General features: G+C 72.8%; 14 protein-coding genes and 3 pseudogenes. 12 read left to right on the top strand and 5 right to left on the bottom strand.

The window, feature by feature from the left end:
• Positions 1 to 140 precede the first annotated feature (140 nt).
• Complete coding sequence (locus tag ABD981_RS11840) at positions 141 to 737, bottom strand: HEAT repeat domain-containing protein (RefSeq protein WP_046906153.1); 597 nt, start codon at positions 735 to 737, stop codon at positions 141 to 143.
• Between the two features lie 800 nt (positions 738 to 1537).
• Between ABD981_RS11840 and ABD981_RS11845 the strand changes: the two genes are divergently transcribed.
• Both ABD981_RS11845 and ABD981_RS11850 read left to right on the top strand, forming a co-directional pair.
• The gene (locus ABD981_RS11845) at positions 1538 to 2314 is read left to right on the top strand and encodes a VOC family protein (protein WP_240495110.1); all 777 of its coding nucleotides are present in this window, start codon (positions 1538 to 1540) and stop codon (positions 2312 to 2314) included.
• A 223-nt stretch (positions 2315 to 2537) separates the two neighbouring features.
• Positions 2538 to 3050 (top strand): protein-tyrosine phosphatase family protein, encoded by a 513-nt coding sequence (locus ABD981_RS11850; RefSeq protein WP_046906151.1) that lies wholly within the window; start codon positions 2538 to 2540, stop codon positions 3048 to 3050.
• 193 nt (positions 3051 to 3243) lie between these two features.
• Here ABD981_RS11850 and ABD981_RS11855 read toward each other — a convergent pair whose 3' ends face one another.
• Positions 3244 to 4131 carry an ATP-grasp domain-containing protein gene (locus tag ABD981_RS11855; RefSeq protein WP_338058626.1) on the bottom strand — a complete coding sequence of 296 codons (888 nt, stop codon included), beginning with the start codon at positions 4129 to 4131 and terminating at the stop codon, positions 3244 to 3246.
• Between the two features lie 169 nt (positions 4132 to 4300).
• Between ABD981_RS11855 and ABD981_RS11860 the strand changes: the two genes are divergently transcribed.
• Complete coding sequence (locus tag ABD981_RS11860) at positions 4301 to 5206, top strand: arginase family protein (RefSeq protein WP_046906150.1); 906 nt, start codon at positions 4301 to 4303, stop codon at positions 5204 to 5206.
• 21 nt (positions 5207 to 5227) lie between these two features.
• Here ABD981_RS11860 and ABD981_RS11865 read toward each other — a convergent pair whose 3' ends face one another.
• The 3 genes from ABD981_RS11865 to ABD981_RS11875 all read right to left on the bottom strand — a co-directional run bounded on the left by ABD981_RS11865 (position 5228) and on the right by ABD981_RS11875 (position 7519).
• Positions 5228 to 6085, bottom strand: coding sequence for a hypothetical protein (locus ABD981_RS11865; RefSeq protein WP_046906255.1), 858 nt, complete (start codon positions 6083 to 6085; stop codon positions 5228 to 5230).
• 97 nt (positions 6086 to 6182) lie between these two features.
• Positions 6183 to 6737 carry a hypothetical protein gene (locus ABD981_RS11870; RefSeq protein WP_046906254.1) on the bottom strand — a complete coding sequence of 185 codons (555 nt, stop codon included), beginning with the start codon at positions 6735 to 6737 and terminating at the stop codon, positions 6183 to 6185.
• A gap of 311 nt (positions 6738 to 7048) precedes the next feature.
• Positions 7049 to 7519 (bottom strand): DIP1984 family protein, encoded by a 471-nt coding sequence (locus ABD981_RS11875; RefSeq protein WP_046906149.1) that lies wholly within the window; start codon positions 7517 to 7519, stop codon positions 7049 to 7051.
• 150 nt (positions 7520 to 7669) lie between these two features.
• On the opposite strand from ABD981_RS11875, the gene ABD981_RS11880 reads away from it, so the two are divergent.
• The 9 genes and pseudogenes from ABD981_RS11880 to ABD981_RS11915 form a co-directional block, all read left to right on the top strand.
• A complete protein-coding gene (locus ABD981_RS11880) occupies positions 7670 to 8203 on the top strand; it encodes a hypothetical protein (RefSeq protein WP_046906148.1) in 534 nt (177 codons plus the stop codon).
• Positions 8204 to 8302: 99 nt separating this feature from the next.
• On the top strand, positions 8303 to 8725 hold the full coding sequence (locus ABD981_RS11885; protein WP_046906147.1) for an NUDIX domain-containing protein: 423 nt from the start codon (positions 8303 to 8305) through the stop codon (positions 8723 to 8725).
• Positions 8726 to 8786: 61 nt separating this feature from the next.
• Positions 8787 to 9512: pseudogene (locus ABD981_RS38885) on the top strand (helix-turn-helix domain-containing protein); the annotation flags it as partial.
• 712 nt (positions 9513 to 10224) lie between these two features.
• A complete protein-coding gene (locus ABD981_RS11890; RefSeq protein WP_345529044.1) occupies positions 10225 to 11130 on the top strand; it encodes a tetratricopeptide repeat protein in 906 nt (301 codons plus the stop codon).
• 162 nt (positions 11131 to 11292) lie between these two features.
• Positions 11293 to 11955, top strand: a complete 663-nt coding sequence (locus ABD981_RS11895) for a hydrolase (RefSeq protein ID WP_046906145.1) — start codon at positions 11293 to 11295, stop codon at positions 11953 to 11955.
• 5 nt (positions 11956 to 11960) lie between these two features.
• Positions 11961 to 12494, top strand: coding sequence for a DoxX family membrane protein (locus tag ABD981_RS11900; RefSeq protein WP_046906144.1), 534 nt, complete (start codon positions 11961 to 11963; stop codon positions 12492 to 12494).
• Positions 12495 to 12813: 319 nt separating this feature from the next.
• Positions 12814 to 13419, top strand: a complete 606-nt coding sequence (locus tag ABD981_RS11905; RefSeq protein WP_046906143.1) for a Dps family protein — start codon at positions 12814 to 12816, stop codon at positions 13417 to 13419.
• Between the two features lie 82 nt (positions 13420 to 13501).
• Positions 13502 to 14458: pseudogene (locus tag ABD981_RS11910) on the top strand (alpha/beta hydrolase).
• Between the two features lie 137 nt (positions 14459 to 14595).
• Positions 14596 to 15325: pseudogene (locus ABD981_RS11915) on the top strand (amidohydrolase family protein); the annotation flags it as partial.

Here is a 15325-nt window from a genome sequence, read left to right on the forward strand (position 1 = left end):
CCATCGGGGGGAGCGGCTGAACGTGTTCCTCACGCCGGGCGGTCCCGTGGAGGGGATGTCGCCCCTCGGACGGCGGACGGCGGACGGCGGACGGCGGCGGAGGCCCTGGGGGCCTGGGAGCCCGGGGGGACTCAGGGCCGTCACTCGCCGCTCGTCGGTCCACCCCGTGCCTTCCGGCGCTCCTCGTACCGTGCGGGCGCGTCGAGGATCCAGGACCAAGAGGGGCGGTCGTCGACGGGACCCACCTTGTCGGCGCCTTCGACGCACCTCGGATCGTCCCGCACGGCCAGCCCGAATGCGACCCAGATGCGCGTGTGCTGATCCTCGTCGTCGAGCAGACCGGCCAGTGTGTCCCCCACGGCGGGATCCGGGTTGAGGCTGTGTGCGAGCTGGTAGCCGGCGGCCTGGCGAACGGAGGTGCCGGTGTCCTGGGCCAGCACGAGGAGGGCGTTCAGCCCCTCGGGGGTGAACGTCGTCCGCCCGGACCTCTCCGAGTACACGGTGCTCAGTGTCGCGATGACCCCCGTACGCACCGAGGGAGCGGAGTGGGCGAGGAAGCGAAGCCCCAGCGGTTCGATCCTCGGATCCTCGTGTTCGCCGAGTCCGTGCAGGACCGCGGTGAGGACGTCCGGGTGTTCCTCTTGCGCGGCCCAGTCGAGGAACAGTTCAAGGGCGCGTCGTTCGAAAGGGCTTGGGGCGTCTGACGTGACGTCCCCGAGGTAGAGGCGGTTCAGCACCTCCGCGCCGAAGCGGCGGTACAGGGGATCGGGATGAGCCCGCAGCCTCCCAGGTCTCCACGTCCTGCCTCTCGGCCACGGTACAGATGATCTCCCACCAGGCGGCATGGTCCATGTCGGGGTATTCGAGGGCGCACGCGCGGGCGACCGCGCCCTTCTCGTGCCACTGCCGGGCCCGTTCCAACAGGTGCACGCGGGCCGCTTCATCGAGCCGCGCCGCGTCGCCGAGCAGGCAGTACGCGAGACCGACGGAGCCGCTGTCGATGGCCCGCAGTCGGGGCGTGGTTCCGTCGGCCAACCGGTGGTCCGGGTCCGCGCCCCGGTGAATCAGGTTGGAGGCGATCGCCGAGTCGAAGGCCGACACGGCCAGGGAGAGTGCGGGGTTGCCCCGCTCGCTCGCCGCGCCCGTGGCCGGAGCCGAACATCGTGGCCTCCGTTGACGGCTCGTTGCCGCGGGCCGTCGCATCGTAGCCCCGTCCTGCGGGGAGCCCACTGGCTGAAGGGGACGCCCCGCCTCCGCTCCGCCCCAGAACGAGCCTTCCGCCGCCGCACAGCCGGACGCGCCGAGGCCTCCCAGGACTGACGCGAGGGCGCGCGCACTCCGCCCCCTTCGCTTGGCTCCCGGCTTCTTGGCCGGGGCTTACGCACGTTCCCGGCCCCCCCGCCGGCCCGCAGCCCTTCCGCCTGCAGACATAAGGGCGACATAAAAGTCTCATGGGCGGCGGGACCCGAATTGCGGCAGGCTCGGTGCTCCGGGGCCTGCCGCGGGAGCGGGAGAAGGAGTCGAAGGGGTGGCGAGGGTGACAGAGGCGAATGTGCGGGCGAACGAGACCACGGTGCCGGTGCTGCCGTGCGTGTCGGTGGAGGAGACGCTTGAGTTCTACCAGGCGCTCGGGTTCGAGGCCACGTACAAGCAGACGCGGCCCTACGTCTACCTGGTGCTGGAGTGGTCCGGCTTCGCGCTGCACTTCGGGATGCCTCCGAAGAACGTCGACCCGAGCCAGGAGGACGCCGGCGCCTGCCTCGTCCTGGTCGACGAGGTCGCGCCGTACCACGCGGAGTTCACCCGCGCGATGCGCGCCGCCTACGGAAAGGTCCTGGCCAAGGGCAGGCCGCGGATCACCCGGTTCCGGCCCGGGGCGAGCCGGTTCACCCTGGTCGACCCGTCCGGGAACTCGATCATCTTCATCCAGAGGGACGAGCCCGCGGAGCTGGAGTACGGCGGGTCGAAAACCCTCGCGGGCCTGGCCAAGGCCCTCGACAACGCCCGCATCCTCAGCGAGTTCAAGAACGACGACCGCACGGCCCTCAAGGTCCTCATCACGGCCCTGCGCAGGCACGGGGACACCGCCCCACCCCTCGACGTGGCCCGGACGCTCGCCACCCTGATCGAGCTCGCGAGTGCCCTGGAGGAGACCGAAGGCCTTGAGGAGTGGCGTCGCCGCCTGAACTCCCTGGAGCTCACCGACGCGCAACGCCACCAGGCCACCGAGGGGCTCGGCGAGGCCGACGCGCTTCACCTGTGGCGCACCGAACCGGCCCCGAAGACAGGGCCGGGGGAGACGCCGACGTCCTGACGGTCGACCGGCGGTTCCGCGGCCCGCCACGGCCGCGGAACCGCCCTCGCCGTCCGCCCCGTGCCGCGTGGGCGAGCCTGCCGTCGGGTTGCTGACGGAGCTGCGGGCGGGATCGTATGGGTTCTCCAGCCCGCACCTCGGCGTCGCGGCGCCACCGGTCGACGAGCACGAGGCCCGGTGGAACGACGGATGACGCTGATGTCCGGGACCCGGAGGGGTACACATGAAGGCACGACAGAAGGACAGGGGCCTGCCCGATCCGGGCGCGCCGTGGAACGAGGTGGCACCAGGACTGTGGATGGGCGGCCACCACTGGAGGGATGTCAGCGGTGTGAGCCGGCCCGCAGTCGTCGGGAGCGAGTTCGACCTGGTCATCAGCCTGTTCACCCGACCCGGTCACGGCCCTGACCCAGCCGTCGAGCACCACGTCGCCGACACCCCCGACGGCCCGCTCACCGCCGCGCAGATCCACAAGGTCCAGGACCTCGCCCTCGTCGCCGCCCAGGCGGTCCGCGACGGCCGCTCCGTGCTGGTCCGGTGCAACGCCGGCTACAACCGATCCGGGCTGGTCGTGGGGCAGGCACTGATCGAGCTGGGGCAGGAGGCGGAAGCGGCGATCGGGGTCATCCGGCGGAAGCGATCTCCTTGGGCTCTGAACAATCCGGTCTTCGAGCAGTACCTCACCACCGGTCTCGGTGTCGCCCGGCTCCTCGCCGACCTCGACCCACTCACCTGACCCGGACCCGGACCCGGACCCGGAGTCGCGATCCGGGCTCATCACGCGGAGTCGAGCCCCTTCCGTGACGAGCCCGGCAGTCGGCCCTGAGTGCCGACTCCACGCTCACACCCTCACGAACCGGCCGATCGGTGTGGTGGACAGGGCCAGAACCTCAACCGTCCTCGGCCCCGCCCGTGCGTGTCGTGCGCTCTCAGGACCCGGTCGGCCGGACCTTGGCCGTCATGGCGTCGACGAGGCGCTTCAGGCCGTCCGGCTGGAGGCCGAGGAACAGGTTCGGCTCGATCAGTTCCAGCTCCATCACCACGGGCTTCCTGGTCTCGTCCAGAACCAGGTCCACCCGGGCGAACAGCGGTGACTCCGGAGTCGGGACGGCCGCCAGCGCGGCCAGCGCCGCCGAGATCTCTTCGTCGGTCGGCTGGTAGGGGATGACGTCGGGGTGCGGCACGCGGTCGTTGTCGATCACTCCGGACTCGGTCAGTACGGGGCCCTTGCGGATGGCGTGGCTGAACGTGCCCGAGATGAAGACCAGTGCCCGTTCGCCTTCCTCCACGAGTCGCAGGTACGGCTGGACCATCACGGCCCGGCCCTGGTCCAGAAGCGTCCGGACGTGCCGCTTGGCGGCGGCGTGCTGGTCGGGCTCGTAGCGTGCGGTGTCGAGCGCACCCGCGGATACCACGGGCTTGACCACCACCGCTCCGGTGCCGAGGAGTTCGGCTTCGTCGTACGGCGTGCCCGGTTCGACGAAGCGGGTGGGAACGACGGCCACCCCCTGCTCGGCAAGGTCCGACAGATAGCGCTTGTCGCTGCTCCAGCGCACCACCGGAGCGGGGTTCCACAGGCTCGTGAGGCGGTCCGTCCGGTCGGCCCAGGCCAGGTACTCGTCGACGCGTTCCGCGTAGTCCCAGGTCGACCGGATGACCGCCAGGTCGAAGCCGTCCCAGGCCACGGCCTGTGCGTCCCAGGCCACCGCGGAGGTCGTCACACCGTTCGCGCGCAACGCCTCCACGAGCAACGGGAGATCGGTGTCCCATTCCATGCCGGCCTCGCTGGTCACGATCGCGATCCTGGCAGCTGCCACGCGACTCACTCTCCCTGTCGTCCCTCGTTCAACCCTTGCAGCCTAAGACGGGATCCCGTCCGGTGACCTCGCGGGCAAGGGTGCTACGGCTGCGGAGGGTTCGGCCGGGTGCGGGGCGGCGGTCCGTGCGGCCGTTGCGTCGGCTCGCCGGCGTGGTGAGGATGACCGCATGCGGAACACCGTGATCATCGATGCCCCGTCCAACCTCGGCCTGCGCCCACCCGCCCCCGGCACCGTTCCCGGCTGCTACAAACTGGCCGGGGCGCTGCGCGAGAACGGCATCATGAGACGGCTCGGGGCGTTCGAGGGCGGGGTGGTCGTACCGCCCAGGTACGACCGCGGCGACTGGCAGGAGGGCGACGGCGTCTTCAACGCGGCCGCCCTCGCCGCGTACACGATCCGCCTGGCCGACCGGATCGAACGCCATGTCTCGGCCGGGGACTTCACACTCGTCCTCGGCGGCGACTGCTCCATCCAGCTGGGTGCCGCGCTCGCCCTGCGCCGGCTGGGCCGCTACGGTCTCGCCTCCGTCGACGCCTCTCCCGACTTCCGCAACCCCGGCAACTCGGACCGGATCGGTGCGGCCGGCGGTGAGGAGCTGGCGCTGGCGACGGGTCGGGGGCAGAGCGATCTGACCGACCTGGAGGGGCTGCGCCCCTACCTCCGGGACGAGGACGTACGCGCGCTCGGCACCCGGGACGCCTACGCGGACGACCCCGAGATCACCCAGCTCCGCGAACTGAGGGTCCCCGTCGTGACCGTGTCCGAACTCCGCGCACGGGGCGCCGGCGAGCTCGGGTCCGCGACCGCCGTCAGTCTGGAGAACACCGCCCTGGCCGGTTTCTGGGTACACCTCGACGCCGACGTGCTCGACCCCACCGTCATGCCGGCCGTCGACAGCCCCGACCCCGACGGCCTGCTGCCGGACGAGCTGGTGGCGCTGCTCCGGCCGCTCGTCCGCTCGCCGCGCTGCGTCGGGCTCAACGTCACGATCTACGACCCCGACCTCGACCCCGAGGGCACGGCCGGCGCCCTGCTCACCGACCTCGTCGTGACGGCGCTCGCCGACGGCTGACGTCACGACGAGGGGCCGGGCTCAAGGGCGTTCACCGTGCTGGAGGACGCCGCCCACGGAGAAGCAGAGGGCGCCGGTCAGCGTTCCCCAGTTGGCGATGTCCGCGTTGACCAGGCTGCCGGTGGCGGGGCGTGTGTAGGCGGCGAGGGCCGAGACCATGAACAGGACCGAGCCCAGCTGGTTCACGGCGACGATCCACCACCCGAGGCTCCACCATCCGAGGCTCCGCCGTCCGACGCACGGCCGGCCGTGGCAGATCTCCACGAACGCGAGGTGGCCGGAGATCAGGAAGAGGATGCAGCCGATCACGTCCGGGGCCCAGATCAGCCGGTTGACCTGCTGGACGGTCAGGCCCTGGAGGAACGAGTCGAGCAGGTCGACGGCGAACACCAGCGTGCCGGCGAACAGGACGAACGCGCTCAGCCAGTCGACCCGCATCGGCTCGTAGCTCCACCACCGCCACCGTCGCGCGACCAGGGCGGCCTGCCCGCCGGGCACGTGGCGCGGGGCGTTGACGACCTGGAGCAGCGAGATGTAGCCGCCCGTGTTGAAGCACAGACCGCCGGCGAAGTAGACCGAAGCACAGACGGTGGCGTCGCCGGAGCCGAACTGCGCGATGGACGCGCCGGCGGCGAAGAGGGCTCTGCCGATGACGAAGGCGGTGGCCGCGATCGCGTTGAGCCTGCGCAGCCGGGCGAGGACGGTGTCGTCGGCGCCGGCGTGCCGGGGGCCGGGCGCACCCGGTGGACGGACGGTGATCAGGCCTCGGCGCCGGGCGGTCCTGGAATCCCAGACGGCGGTGCCGCCTTCGGGCGGATGCCAGGTGAGGCGGGTGGTGAACGGTCCCGCGCCTTCGGCGCGCTGGTCGGGGTGGTCCACACGCCGACAGTAGACGGCCCGCCGGTCGTCGGCGGAGCGCAACGCCGCTGCGAGCCGAGGGCAGCGGCCCGGTCTCCGGAACGCCGGGGCCCGCGGCTCACGCGGGGGGACGCGGAGCGGCCGGCGACCGGGCGAACCCGGCGAGCGTGCGGAAGTCGTCCTCCCGCAGGCCGATCCGCGGATCGACGTGGTGCAGGAGCCCGGGGCCGCGGTGATGTGCGGTCACGTACGCCTGATCCAGCCCGCTCAGCTCGTCGTCCACCCAGGCGAAGGGGCGGCCGCGCGCGTGGTCGACCAGCGGACCGGTCTTCCAGTGCACGCCATCAGGGCGTTCTCGCAGCAGGGCGTCGCCGAAGTCCACGAAGGGAAGCTCCGGAAGGCCGAGGACCGGTGCGATCCACCGGTTGGCCTTGCCCATCCACGTGGTGGCCCAGCACAGCTCGTATCCGAGCCCGAGCAGGGTTCGCCCGTGCTCCGGATGGAGCCAGACCCGCAGGGGACGCCGCCGGGACGACAGGCTCACCTCCTCCGTCCCAGCCCCGCCGTCACGGGGCACGCGGATCGTGGTGTAGCCGTCGGGACGCCGCTCCGGCTTGGCCGCATAAGGATTGAGCGGCCCGTCTACGTCGAGGAACAGCACTGGTCGGCTCACGGTCTTCCCCCCGATCTCGCGCACTGCCGCCGGCCCTGACCATTCTCGTCCGTGGTGTGGAAAACCCCGAACCCGCCCTCGCCGCTCCGGATCTGCACGTGGTGATGTGCCGTGCGCTGTGCACCGTTACCTGTACGCCGTGCTGAGCTGCACCGTCGATGGGGAATCGAACCCCGCGTTGCTCTTCACGCACCACAGGTGGGCCGGAGAACCCGCCGGCCCTCGGGGTGTGCACGCCTCCGGAGCAACTACCTGCTCCACACCGTCCTGCTCTGCCGGACCGGTCGGTCCGGTCCGTCCGGTCGGTCCGGTCACTCCAGCAGGTCGACTTCCCAGTTCTTCCGCTGGATCCGTACGTCGACCTCGCGGATCTCCTTGGCCAGGGCGTCCGCCCGCGCTCGGAGTTCCGGGACCGGTAGCGCGGAGAGCATCAGCAGCTCGGACCGGAGCTGACGGCCGTGGCCGCGGTCTCCCGTGCCCGCTGCCGCGTCCGCCGCCGCGGTGACCACCGAATGGCGCAGCCGCAGGACGTCCCGCCGCGCGAGCGCGTCGGTGAGCGTACCGTCCGGGCCCATCTCCACCGTGGCGTTGGTCCGGTTGATCCGCCGGATCAGGGCTTCGAGGGTGTCGAGCACCTCACCGGTCTCGGCCAGCAGCTGTGCCGCGTCCTCGGAGGGCGTCTCCCCCTCCTGGTACCGCGCGTTGCCGACGACACGTGTGCGCAACTGCTCCACGCGTCGCGTCGCCTCCGCACGTTCTGCCAGCGCCTCGGCAAGCTTCACCGCCGTCGCCTCCTGCCTTCCTCCTTGAGCTCGCACAAGCATACGGGCGCAAAGGGGGCCTTCCACCAAGGCATTCCGATCCGCTGGGAGCCTCGGTGAGATCCCCGGGTACGGATGGTCGCCCGGATCCGCGCTCGGTAGATTCCCGTCATGAGTGACGACGAGGACTACCTGGAAAAGAGCCCGGCGGCCGCACGCATGGGGAAGGCCGCCGAGTACCTGGTCGCGGCCTCGTCCATCCTCGCCACGGGCGGCGAACTGAACGTCTCCACCTCGCTCGTGGACGACGAGGGCGTGGACCTCGTCTTCCACAGGCGCGGGAGCTCCGCGACCCTGGCGGTGCAGGTGAAGGCGAGGATGTCCACCGGAACGCAGGTCCGGCAGGGCAGGCTGATGGCCTTCGTGCGCTCGCAGACGTTCCAACCGCGGGCGGACCTGGACGTGTTGTTCGTCGCGGTGGACGTCGAGCGAGGGGCGATCATGACGGCCTGGCTGATACCGAGCACAGCCTTCGGGGAGATGGTGGCGGAGCCGAACAGCAAGGGACGGTACCGGTTCTCGGCGTCGATGAAGCCGGAGTCCAGGGACCGCTGGACCCCCTTCCGGCTGACGGCCGCCGAGCTCCCCAGGCGCATCCTCGCCCGGCTCGATGAGCTGGAGAGGGCCGGGGCGAGTGGCCGGTGACCCCCGGTCGGCCCGGGCCGGCGAGGACGATCCCGATCCCATCCCCGCGCGGGCCGACCCGCACGGCCGCTCCGTCCGAACGCCTTCGAGAGGAACGACATGACCGAGAGCTACGAGAGCGTCCGCCTGACGGCCGACGTGGTGACCGTCACCGAGGACGGCCGTGTCCTGCTCGTCGAGCGGGGCCGGGATCCCTTCAAGGGGCTCTGGGCGCTGCCCGGTGGTCACGTGGACGCCGGAGAGAGCAGCCAGGAGGCGGCGGCCCGGGAGCTCGGGGAGGAGACGGGCGTCCTGGTGGACCCTGCCGCCCTGTTCCAGGTCGGCGCGTGGGACGAGCCCGGTCGCGACCCGCGCGGCCGGTACGTCACCGTGGTCTACCTGGCCGTCGTCCCGGCCGACACCGAGGTCGTAGCGGGCGACGACGCGGCCAAGGCCGTCTGGTGGCCGTACGACAGCCTGCCGCCGCTGGCCTTCGACCACGGTGCGATCCTCGACGCGGTCCGGGACTCGATGCCTTCCTGACTCTCCGCAGGGCACGCGCAGGCACGGCATACCCTCGGGTTCGAGACGATCAAGGGGAGTCATGTCCGGAGAAGAGCCCTACGGGGCAGTCCTGCGTGCGCTGCGACAGCGGGCCCGTCTGACGCTGGAGGAGTTGTCCGAGGCGTCGGGGGTCAGCGTCCGGGCCATCGGCGACATGGAGCGGGGCCGCAGTCGCGTACCGCAGCGGCGTACCGTCGTGGCGCTGGCGGACGGGCTCGGGCTCGCGGAGGCCGAGCGGGAGGTCCTGCTGGCGGCGGGACGGGCCGGGCGGCCCACGCGTACGGTGGCGGCCGCGGGCGCCGCTGAGCCGCCCCGGCCCGTACGCGACTTCACCGGGCGGGCCCCGCAGCTGGCCCGCCTGAAGGCGATCGCCGGGCGGACCGGCACAGGCACCGGACCCGGATCTGGCAGCGGATCCGCCCCCAGTACTGGCACCGGGACAGGCGCCGGCCCCGGCACAGGCACCGGCACCGGTGCGTCGGTGGCGGTGATCTCCGGTCCGCCCGGGTGCGGCAAGACGACCCTGGCGCTCCAGGCGGTCGAGGAGCTGGCCGAGGACTTCCCGCAGGGCCGCTTCATGGTGGACCTGCACGGCGTCGACGGCCCCGTCGACCCGGGGGAGGCCCTGCTCAAGCTGCTCAAGGCCCTCGGGGTGTCGGACCGCCGGCTGAGCCAGGAGGGCGCCGCCGGCCACGCGGGACTGCTGCGGGCGCTGCTGAGCGAAGGGCGCCATCTCGTCGTCCTGGACAACGCGCGCGACGAGGGACAGGTGCGCCCGTTGCTGCCCTCCGGCGGGAGCAGCCTCGTCCTCGTGACCAGCCGGCGCCCGCTGACGGGGCTGGAGGACGTCGCCCGGCTGCCGTTGGAGGAGATGGCCCGGGACGAGTCGGTCGAGCTGCTCCGCCGCATCCTCGGCGAGGAGCGGGCCGACGCGGAACCCGAGGCCGTGGCGAGGGTCGCGGAGATGTGCGGACGCCTGCCGCTCGCCCTCCGCGTGGCCGGCAACTGGCTGGACATCAGATCGGCCTGGACCGTCGACCGGCTCGCCCGCCGCCTGTCCGACGAGGAACGCCGGCTGGGCGCCCTCACCACCGACGACGTACGGGTGGAGGCTGCGTTCGAGCTGTCCTACCGGGAGCTGACGGGCGCGGCCGCCCGGATGATGCGCCTGCTGAGCCTGGTTCCGGGGCCCGACATGACCGCCGCGTACGGCGCCTGTCTGGCCGAAGCCGACGTCTTCGACGCCGAGGACGTGATGGAGGAGCTGGTCGAGGCCGGGCTGCTCCAGGCCACCTCCGGCGGTCGCTACCAACTCCACGACCTGCTCAGGCTGTTCGCCCGCGGACGCCTCGGACGCGAGGAGACGCCCGAGGAGCGGGACGCGGCGGAGGACCGGCTGCGCGGCTGGCTGCTGGAGACGGCCGTGGTCGCCGGACGCTGGTACAAGCCCAAGTACGGTGCGCCCCCGGCCTCCTGGCGTGGGCGGGAGTTCGTCCCCCCTGGAGAACGCCGAGGAGGCCAGGACCTGGCTGCAGGGCGAGGCTCCGTCCTGGCTCGCGGCCCTGCGCGCCGCCGCGCGGAAGGGCGAGCACCGGCGCGTCGTGGAGACGGGCGACGCCATGGAGTGGTTCTGCAACCTCTGGGTCTTCTGGGGCCACTGGTCCGAACTGTACGAGCTCGCGGGCCGCTCGGCCGCGGCGCTCGACGACCCCGGCATGCGCGCCTACAGCCACAACATGCACGCCTGGGCCCTCATCGTGTGCGACCACCGCTACCGGGAGGCCATCGAACAGGCCGGGAACGGGTTCGCCTGCGCGCGTCTCGCCGGCGACGTCCCGCAGCAGGCCTCCGCACTCTCGCACGCGGCCGTCGCCCACCGGAAGCTGGGCGAACTCCAGGAAGCCGTCGACAAGGCCCGCGCCTCCGTCGAGCTGTACGAGGGAGTCGGCGACCGCGAGGGCTGGCTCGGGGCCATGGTCAACCTCGGGTCCTGCCTGCGCGCCCTGGGCCTCGGCGCGGCGGCGCACACGGAGAACCTGCGCGTCATCGCGTTCCTCGACGCGCCCGACAAGGAGGTCGGCGCCCACCTGGCGGACATGGTCCGGGCCCACACCACGTACGCGCTCGGCCTCGACCACGCCGAGACGGGTGAGTGGAGCGAGGCGCTGGACCGTCACCGCGAGGCGCTGGACCGCTTCCGGACCCTCGGGATGACGCACATGCAGGCGAGCGCCCTCCTGGGCACGGGCGAGGCCCTGATCGAGCTGGGCGAGGTCGCGGAGGCCCGCCGCCACCTCGCCGAGGTCCTCGAACTCGCCGACGCGGCCGACGCCGAGATCGTCGCCGGCGCACGGAAACGGCTGGACGCCCTGCCCGCCCGCTGAGCGGCCGGCACGGCAGCGCACACCGGTGCGCTGTCGTGCCAACTCCAGGGCACGGGGAGGAAAGTCGGGTGATCGGACCGGCCGTAGCTTCGGGACGTGCCGGCCGCGAGAGCGGCGGGCACCGAACGGAACACCCCGATCCTTCCGAAGGGACCACCCCTCATGTTCGACGTCACCCAGGTGCAGGCCGCCCCGAGCGCGGACCTCCTCACGCCCGACAACGCGGTCATGCTCTTCGTGGACCACCAGCCCCAGATGTTCTTCGGCACCGGCAGCGGCGACCGGGCCGCCATCATCAACAGCACCGTCGGGCTCGCCAAGGCGGCGGAGGTCTTCGACGTGCCCGTCGTCCTGACGACCGTCGCCGCCGACACCTTCTCCGGCCCCCTGCTGCCCCAGCTGGCCGCGGTCTTCCCCAAGCACGAGATCATCGACCGCACGACCATGAACGCCTGGGAGGACGAGGCGCTCGTCGCGGCGGTCAAGGCGACCGGCCGCAAGAAGATCATCCTGTCCGGCCTGTGGACCGAGGTCTGCCTGGTGCTCCCCGCCCTCTCCGCGCTGGAGCAGGGCTACGAGGTGTACGTCGTCGCCGACGCCTCCGGCGGCGTCACCCCGGCCGCCCACGAGCACGCGCTCCAGCGCATGATCGCCGCCGGCGCCGTCCCCGTGACCTGGGTCCAGGTCCTCCTGGAACTGCAGCGCGACTGGGCCCGCCAGGAGACGTACGGACCCGTCACCGAGGTCGTCAAGGCCCACGCCGGCGCGTACGGCCTCGGGGTCGTCTACGCCCAGAGCGTCATCGGCGCGCACGCGGCCGGCTGACCGCCGTGGACACCGGCATCCTGATCCTGCGGCTGCTGGTGGGGCTGCTCATCGCCGGCCACGGCGTGCAGAAGGTCAGCCGACGCCTCGGCGGCAAGGGCCTCGAAGGCGGCGCGGCGGAGTTCCGCGCCGACGGCTTCCGGGGCGGTGCGCTCACCGCCCTGGCGGCCGGCGGGGGCCAGATCGGCTCCGGCCTGCTGCTCGCGGCCGGACTGCTGACCCCGCTCGCCGCGACCGGGGCCGTCGGCGTCATGACCGTCGCCCTCACCGTGAAGCGGCACAACGGCCTGTGGGTGCAGAACGACGGTTACGAATACCCCCTCGTCCTCATCGGAACGGCCGCCGCCCTCGCCGCCACCGGCCCCGGGGCCTGGTCCGTCGACGCCGTCCTCGGCCTCACGCCGTACCCGCTCGGGTACGCCGCCCTCGCCCTCGCCGCCGGCATCGGCAGCGGCCTGCTCACCCGGCTCGTCCTGCACCGGACGCCCCCGCCGGAGCGGCGCGCGGAGCCTCGGACGGCACCTTCCGGCGGACGGTGAGGGCCGGGCCGGGGCCGCCGGGACCCGGGACGTGGGCGTGGGCGTGGGCGTGGCGCCCTGGTTCCGGGCCTCGGCCCCGGCCGCCCGAAGACCCCGGCCTGACGGCCGGGCCGGGCCCTCTTGTGAGCAGTTCCTCCGGCGCCCTGCCACCCCGTCACTCCGCCACCCCGTCACTCCGTCACTCCGCCACCCCGTCACTCCGTCACTCCGCCACCCCGTCACTCCGTCACTCCGCCACCCCGTCACTCCGCCACCCCAGCACCCCGTCACCGATCACGTCTCTTCGTCCCCTCGAACCGCCCCCGACCAGGAGCCCCTCATGGAATCCACGATCACCGGATCGGCGCCCGCCCGACCCGGCCACGCGCCCAGCGGCGGTCAGCCGCTGCTGCACCAGAAGGGTGCCGAGGTCCAGGCGTTCGGCACGCTCAAGCAGCTGCCGATCGGCCTCGGCCACGACACCCGCATGTACGCCTGCCAGCGGCTCAACCGCGTACTCGCCGACACCCAGATGCTGTACGGCCTCTACAAGAAGCACCACTGGCTCATGCGCGGAGCCACCTTCCACTCCCTCCACCTCATGCTCGACCAGCACGCGGAGGCGCAGCTCGCCCTCGTCGACGCGCTGGCCGAGCGGGTCCAGAGCCTCGGCGGCGTCGCCGTCGGCGACCCCCGCCACGCCGCCGAGCTGACCGCCATCCCCCGGCCGCCGAACGGCGTCGAGCCGGTCCCCGTCATGCTGTCGCGGCTCCTCGACGCCCACGAGCGGATCCTCGTCGACGCGCGCGACGCCGCCGCCCGCATCTCCGCCGAGGGCGACGAGGGCAGCAACGACCTGCTCGTCTCGCAGGTCGTCCGCACCGGCGAGGCCCAGGTGTGGTTCCTGGCCGAGCACCTCGTGGACACCCCGCTGGTCCGCGGCTGACGCACATCGCCCGCCCGCCTCCCGGCCCCTCCCTGCCAAGCCCCCGCCCCGTACGTACCGTCCCCACGAAGGAGAACCCCTCATGCCGCACCCTCCGGTCCTCGAACCGGCCGCCCAGGCCTTCGCCGACGCCACCGCCCAGGCCGCCGTTCCTCTACCAGCTCCCCGTCGCCGACGGCCGCAAGGCGGTCGACGGCGTCCAGAGCGGTGACGGCGTGCCCCTGCCCGCCGTCGACGAGGAATGGGTCACCGTCCACGGCGGTCCCACCGGAGACGTACGCGTCCGGATCGTCCGTCCGCGCGGGGGTCACCGGGCCGCTTCCCGTCGTCCTCTACCTCCACGGCGCCGGCTGGGTCTTCGGCAACGCCCACACCCACGACCGGCTCGTCCGCGAGCTCGCGGTCGGCGCGGGGGCGGCGGTCGTCTTCCCCGAGTACGACCTGTCGCCCGAGGCCCGGTACCCCGTCGCCATCGAGCAGAACTACAGCGTCGCCCAGTGGGTCGCCCGCGAGGGCCACCACAAGGACCTCGACGGCACCCGCATCGCCGTCGCGGGCGACTCGGGTCGGCGGGAACATGACGGCCGCCCTCACCCTCATGGCCAAGCAGCGCGGCGACGTCCGCCTCGTCCACCAGGTGCTGTTCTACCCGGTGACCGACGCGCGCTTCGACACCGAGTCGTACGCCCTCTTCGCCGAGGGCTACTTCCTGCGCCGCGACGCCATGAAGTGGTTCTGGGACCAGTACACGACCGACGAGGCCGAGCGCGCCCAGATCACCGCCTCCCCGTTGCGCGCCACCACCGACCAGCTCACCGGGCTGCCGCCGGCGCTGGTGATCACGGCCGAGGCGGACGTCCTGCGGGACGAGGGCGAGGCGTACGCGGACAAGCTGCGCGCCGCCGGGGTGCCCGTCACGGCGCTGCGCGTCCAGGGCACCCTCCACGACTTCGTCATGCTCGACGCGCTGCGCGGGACGCGCGCCGCGGAACTCGCCATCGGCCTCGCCGCCGACGCCCTCCGCAAGGCCCTGGCGTGACCGGGGCGTCCAGGCCCGTGCCCGTGGACGGGGCGGCTCCCACTCCCGCGACCACGCCGAGGCCCGCACCCGTCCCCGTCTCCGCACCCGTCTCCGCACCCGTCCCCGTCTCCGTCCCCACGGGCCCGTACCCGAGCATGCCGGTCGCCGGCCTCGTCCCCGCCCCGCGCCAGGACCCCGGCCAGGCCGACCTGATCGTCCGCAACGCGAAGGTGTTCACGGGCGACCCGGCCCGTCCCGAGGCCCGCGCCGTGGCCATCCGGGACGGCCGGATCACGGCCCTCGGCGACGACCACGACCTCGCCCCGCTCGTCGGGCCGCGGACCAGGGTCGTCGACGCGCTGGGCCGCCGGGTCGTCCCCGGCCTGAACGACTCTCACCTGCACGTCATCCGGGGCGGCCTCAACTACGTCCTGGAGCTGCGCTGGGACGGCGTGCGCAGCCTCCGCCACGCCCTGGCCATGCTGCGCGAACAGGCCGGCCGCACGCCCAGGGGCCAGTGGATCCGCGTGGTCGGCGGGGTGGACGGCCGAGCAGTTCGCCGAGCGCCGGATGCCGACGGTCGCCGAGCTCAACGCCGCCGCCCCCGACACCCCCGTCTTCGTCCTCCACCTCTACCAGTCGGCCCTGATGAACCGGGCCGCCGTGCGGGCCGCCGGATTCACCCGCGAGACGCCCGACCCGCCGGGCGGACAGATCGTCCGGGGCCGCGACGGCGAACCGAACGGCGTGCTCCTGGCGGCGCCCGGCGCCCTCGTCCTCTACTCGACCCTCGCCAAGGCGCCGACCCTCGACGAGGCCGACAAGCGCACGTCGACCCGGCACTTCCTGCGCGAGCTCAACCGCTTCGGACTGACCTCCGCGGTC

The sequence above is a fragment of the Streptomyces showdoensis genome, from assembly GCF_039535475.1.
GTDB lineage: Bacteria > Actinomycetota > Actinomycetes > Streptomycetales > Streptomycetaceae > Streptomyces > Streptomyces showdoensis.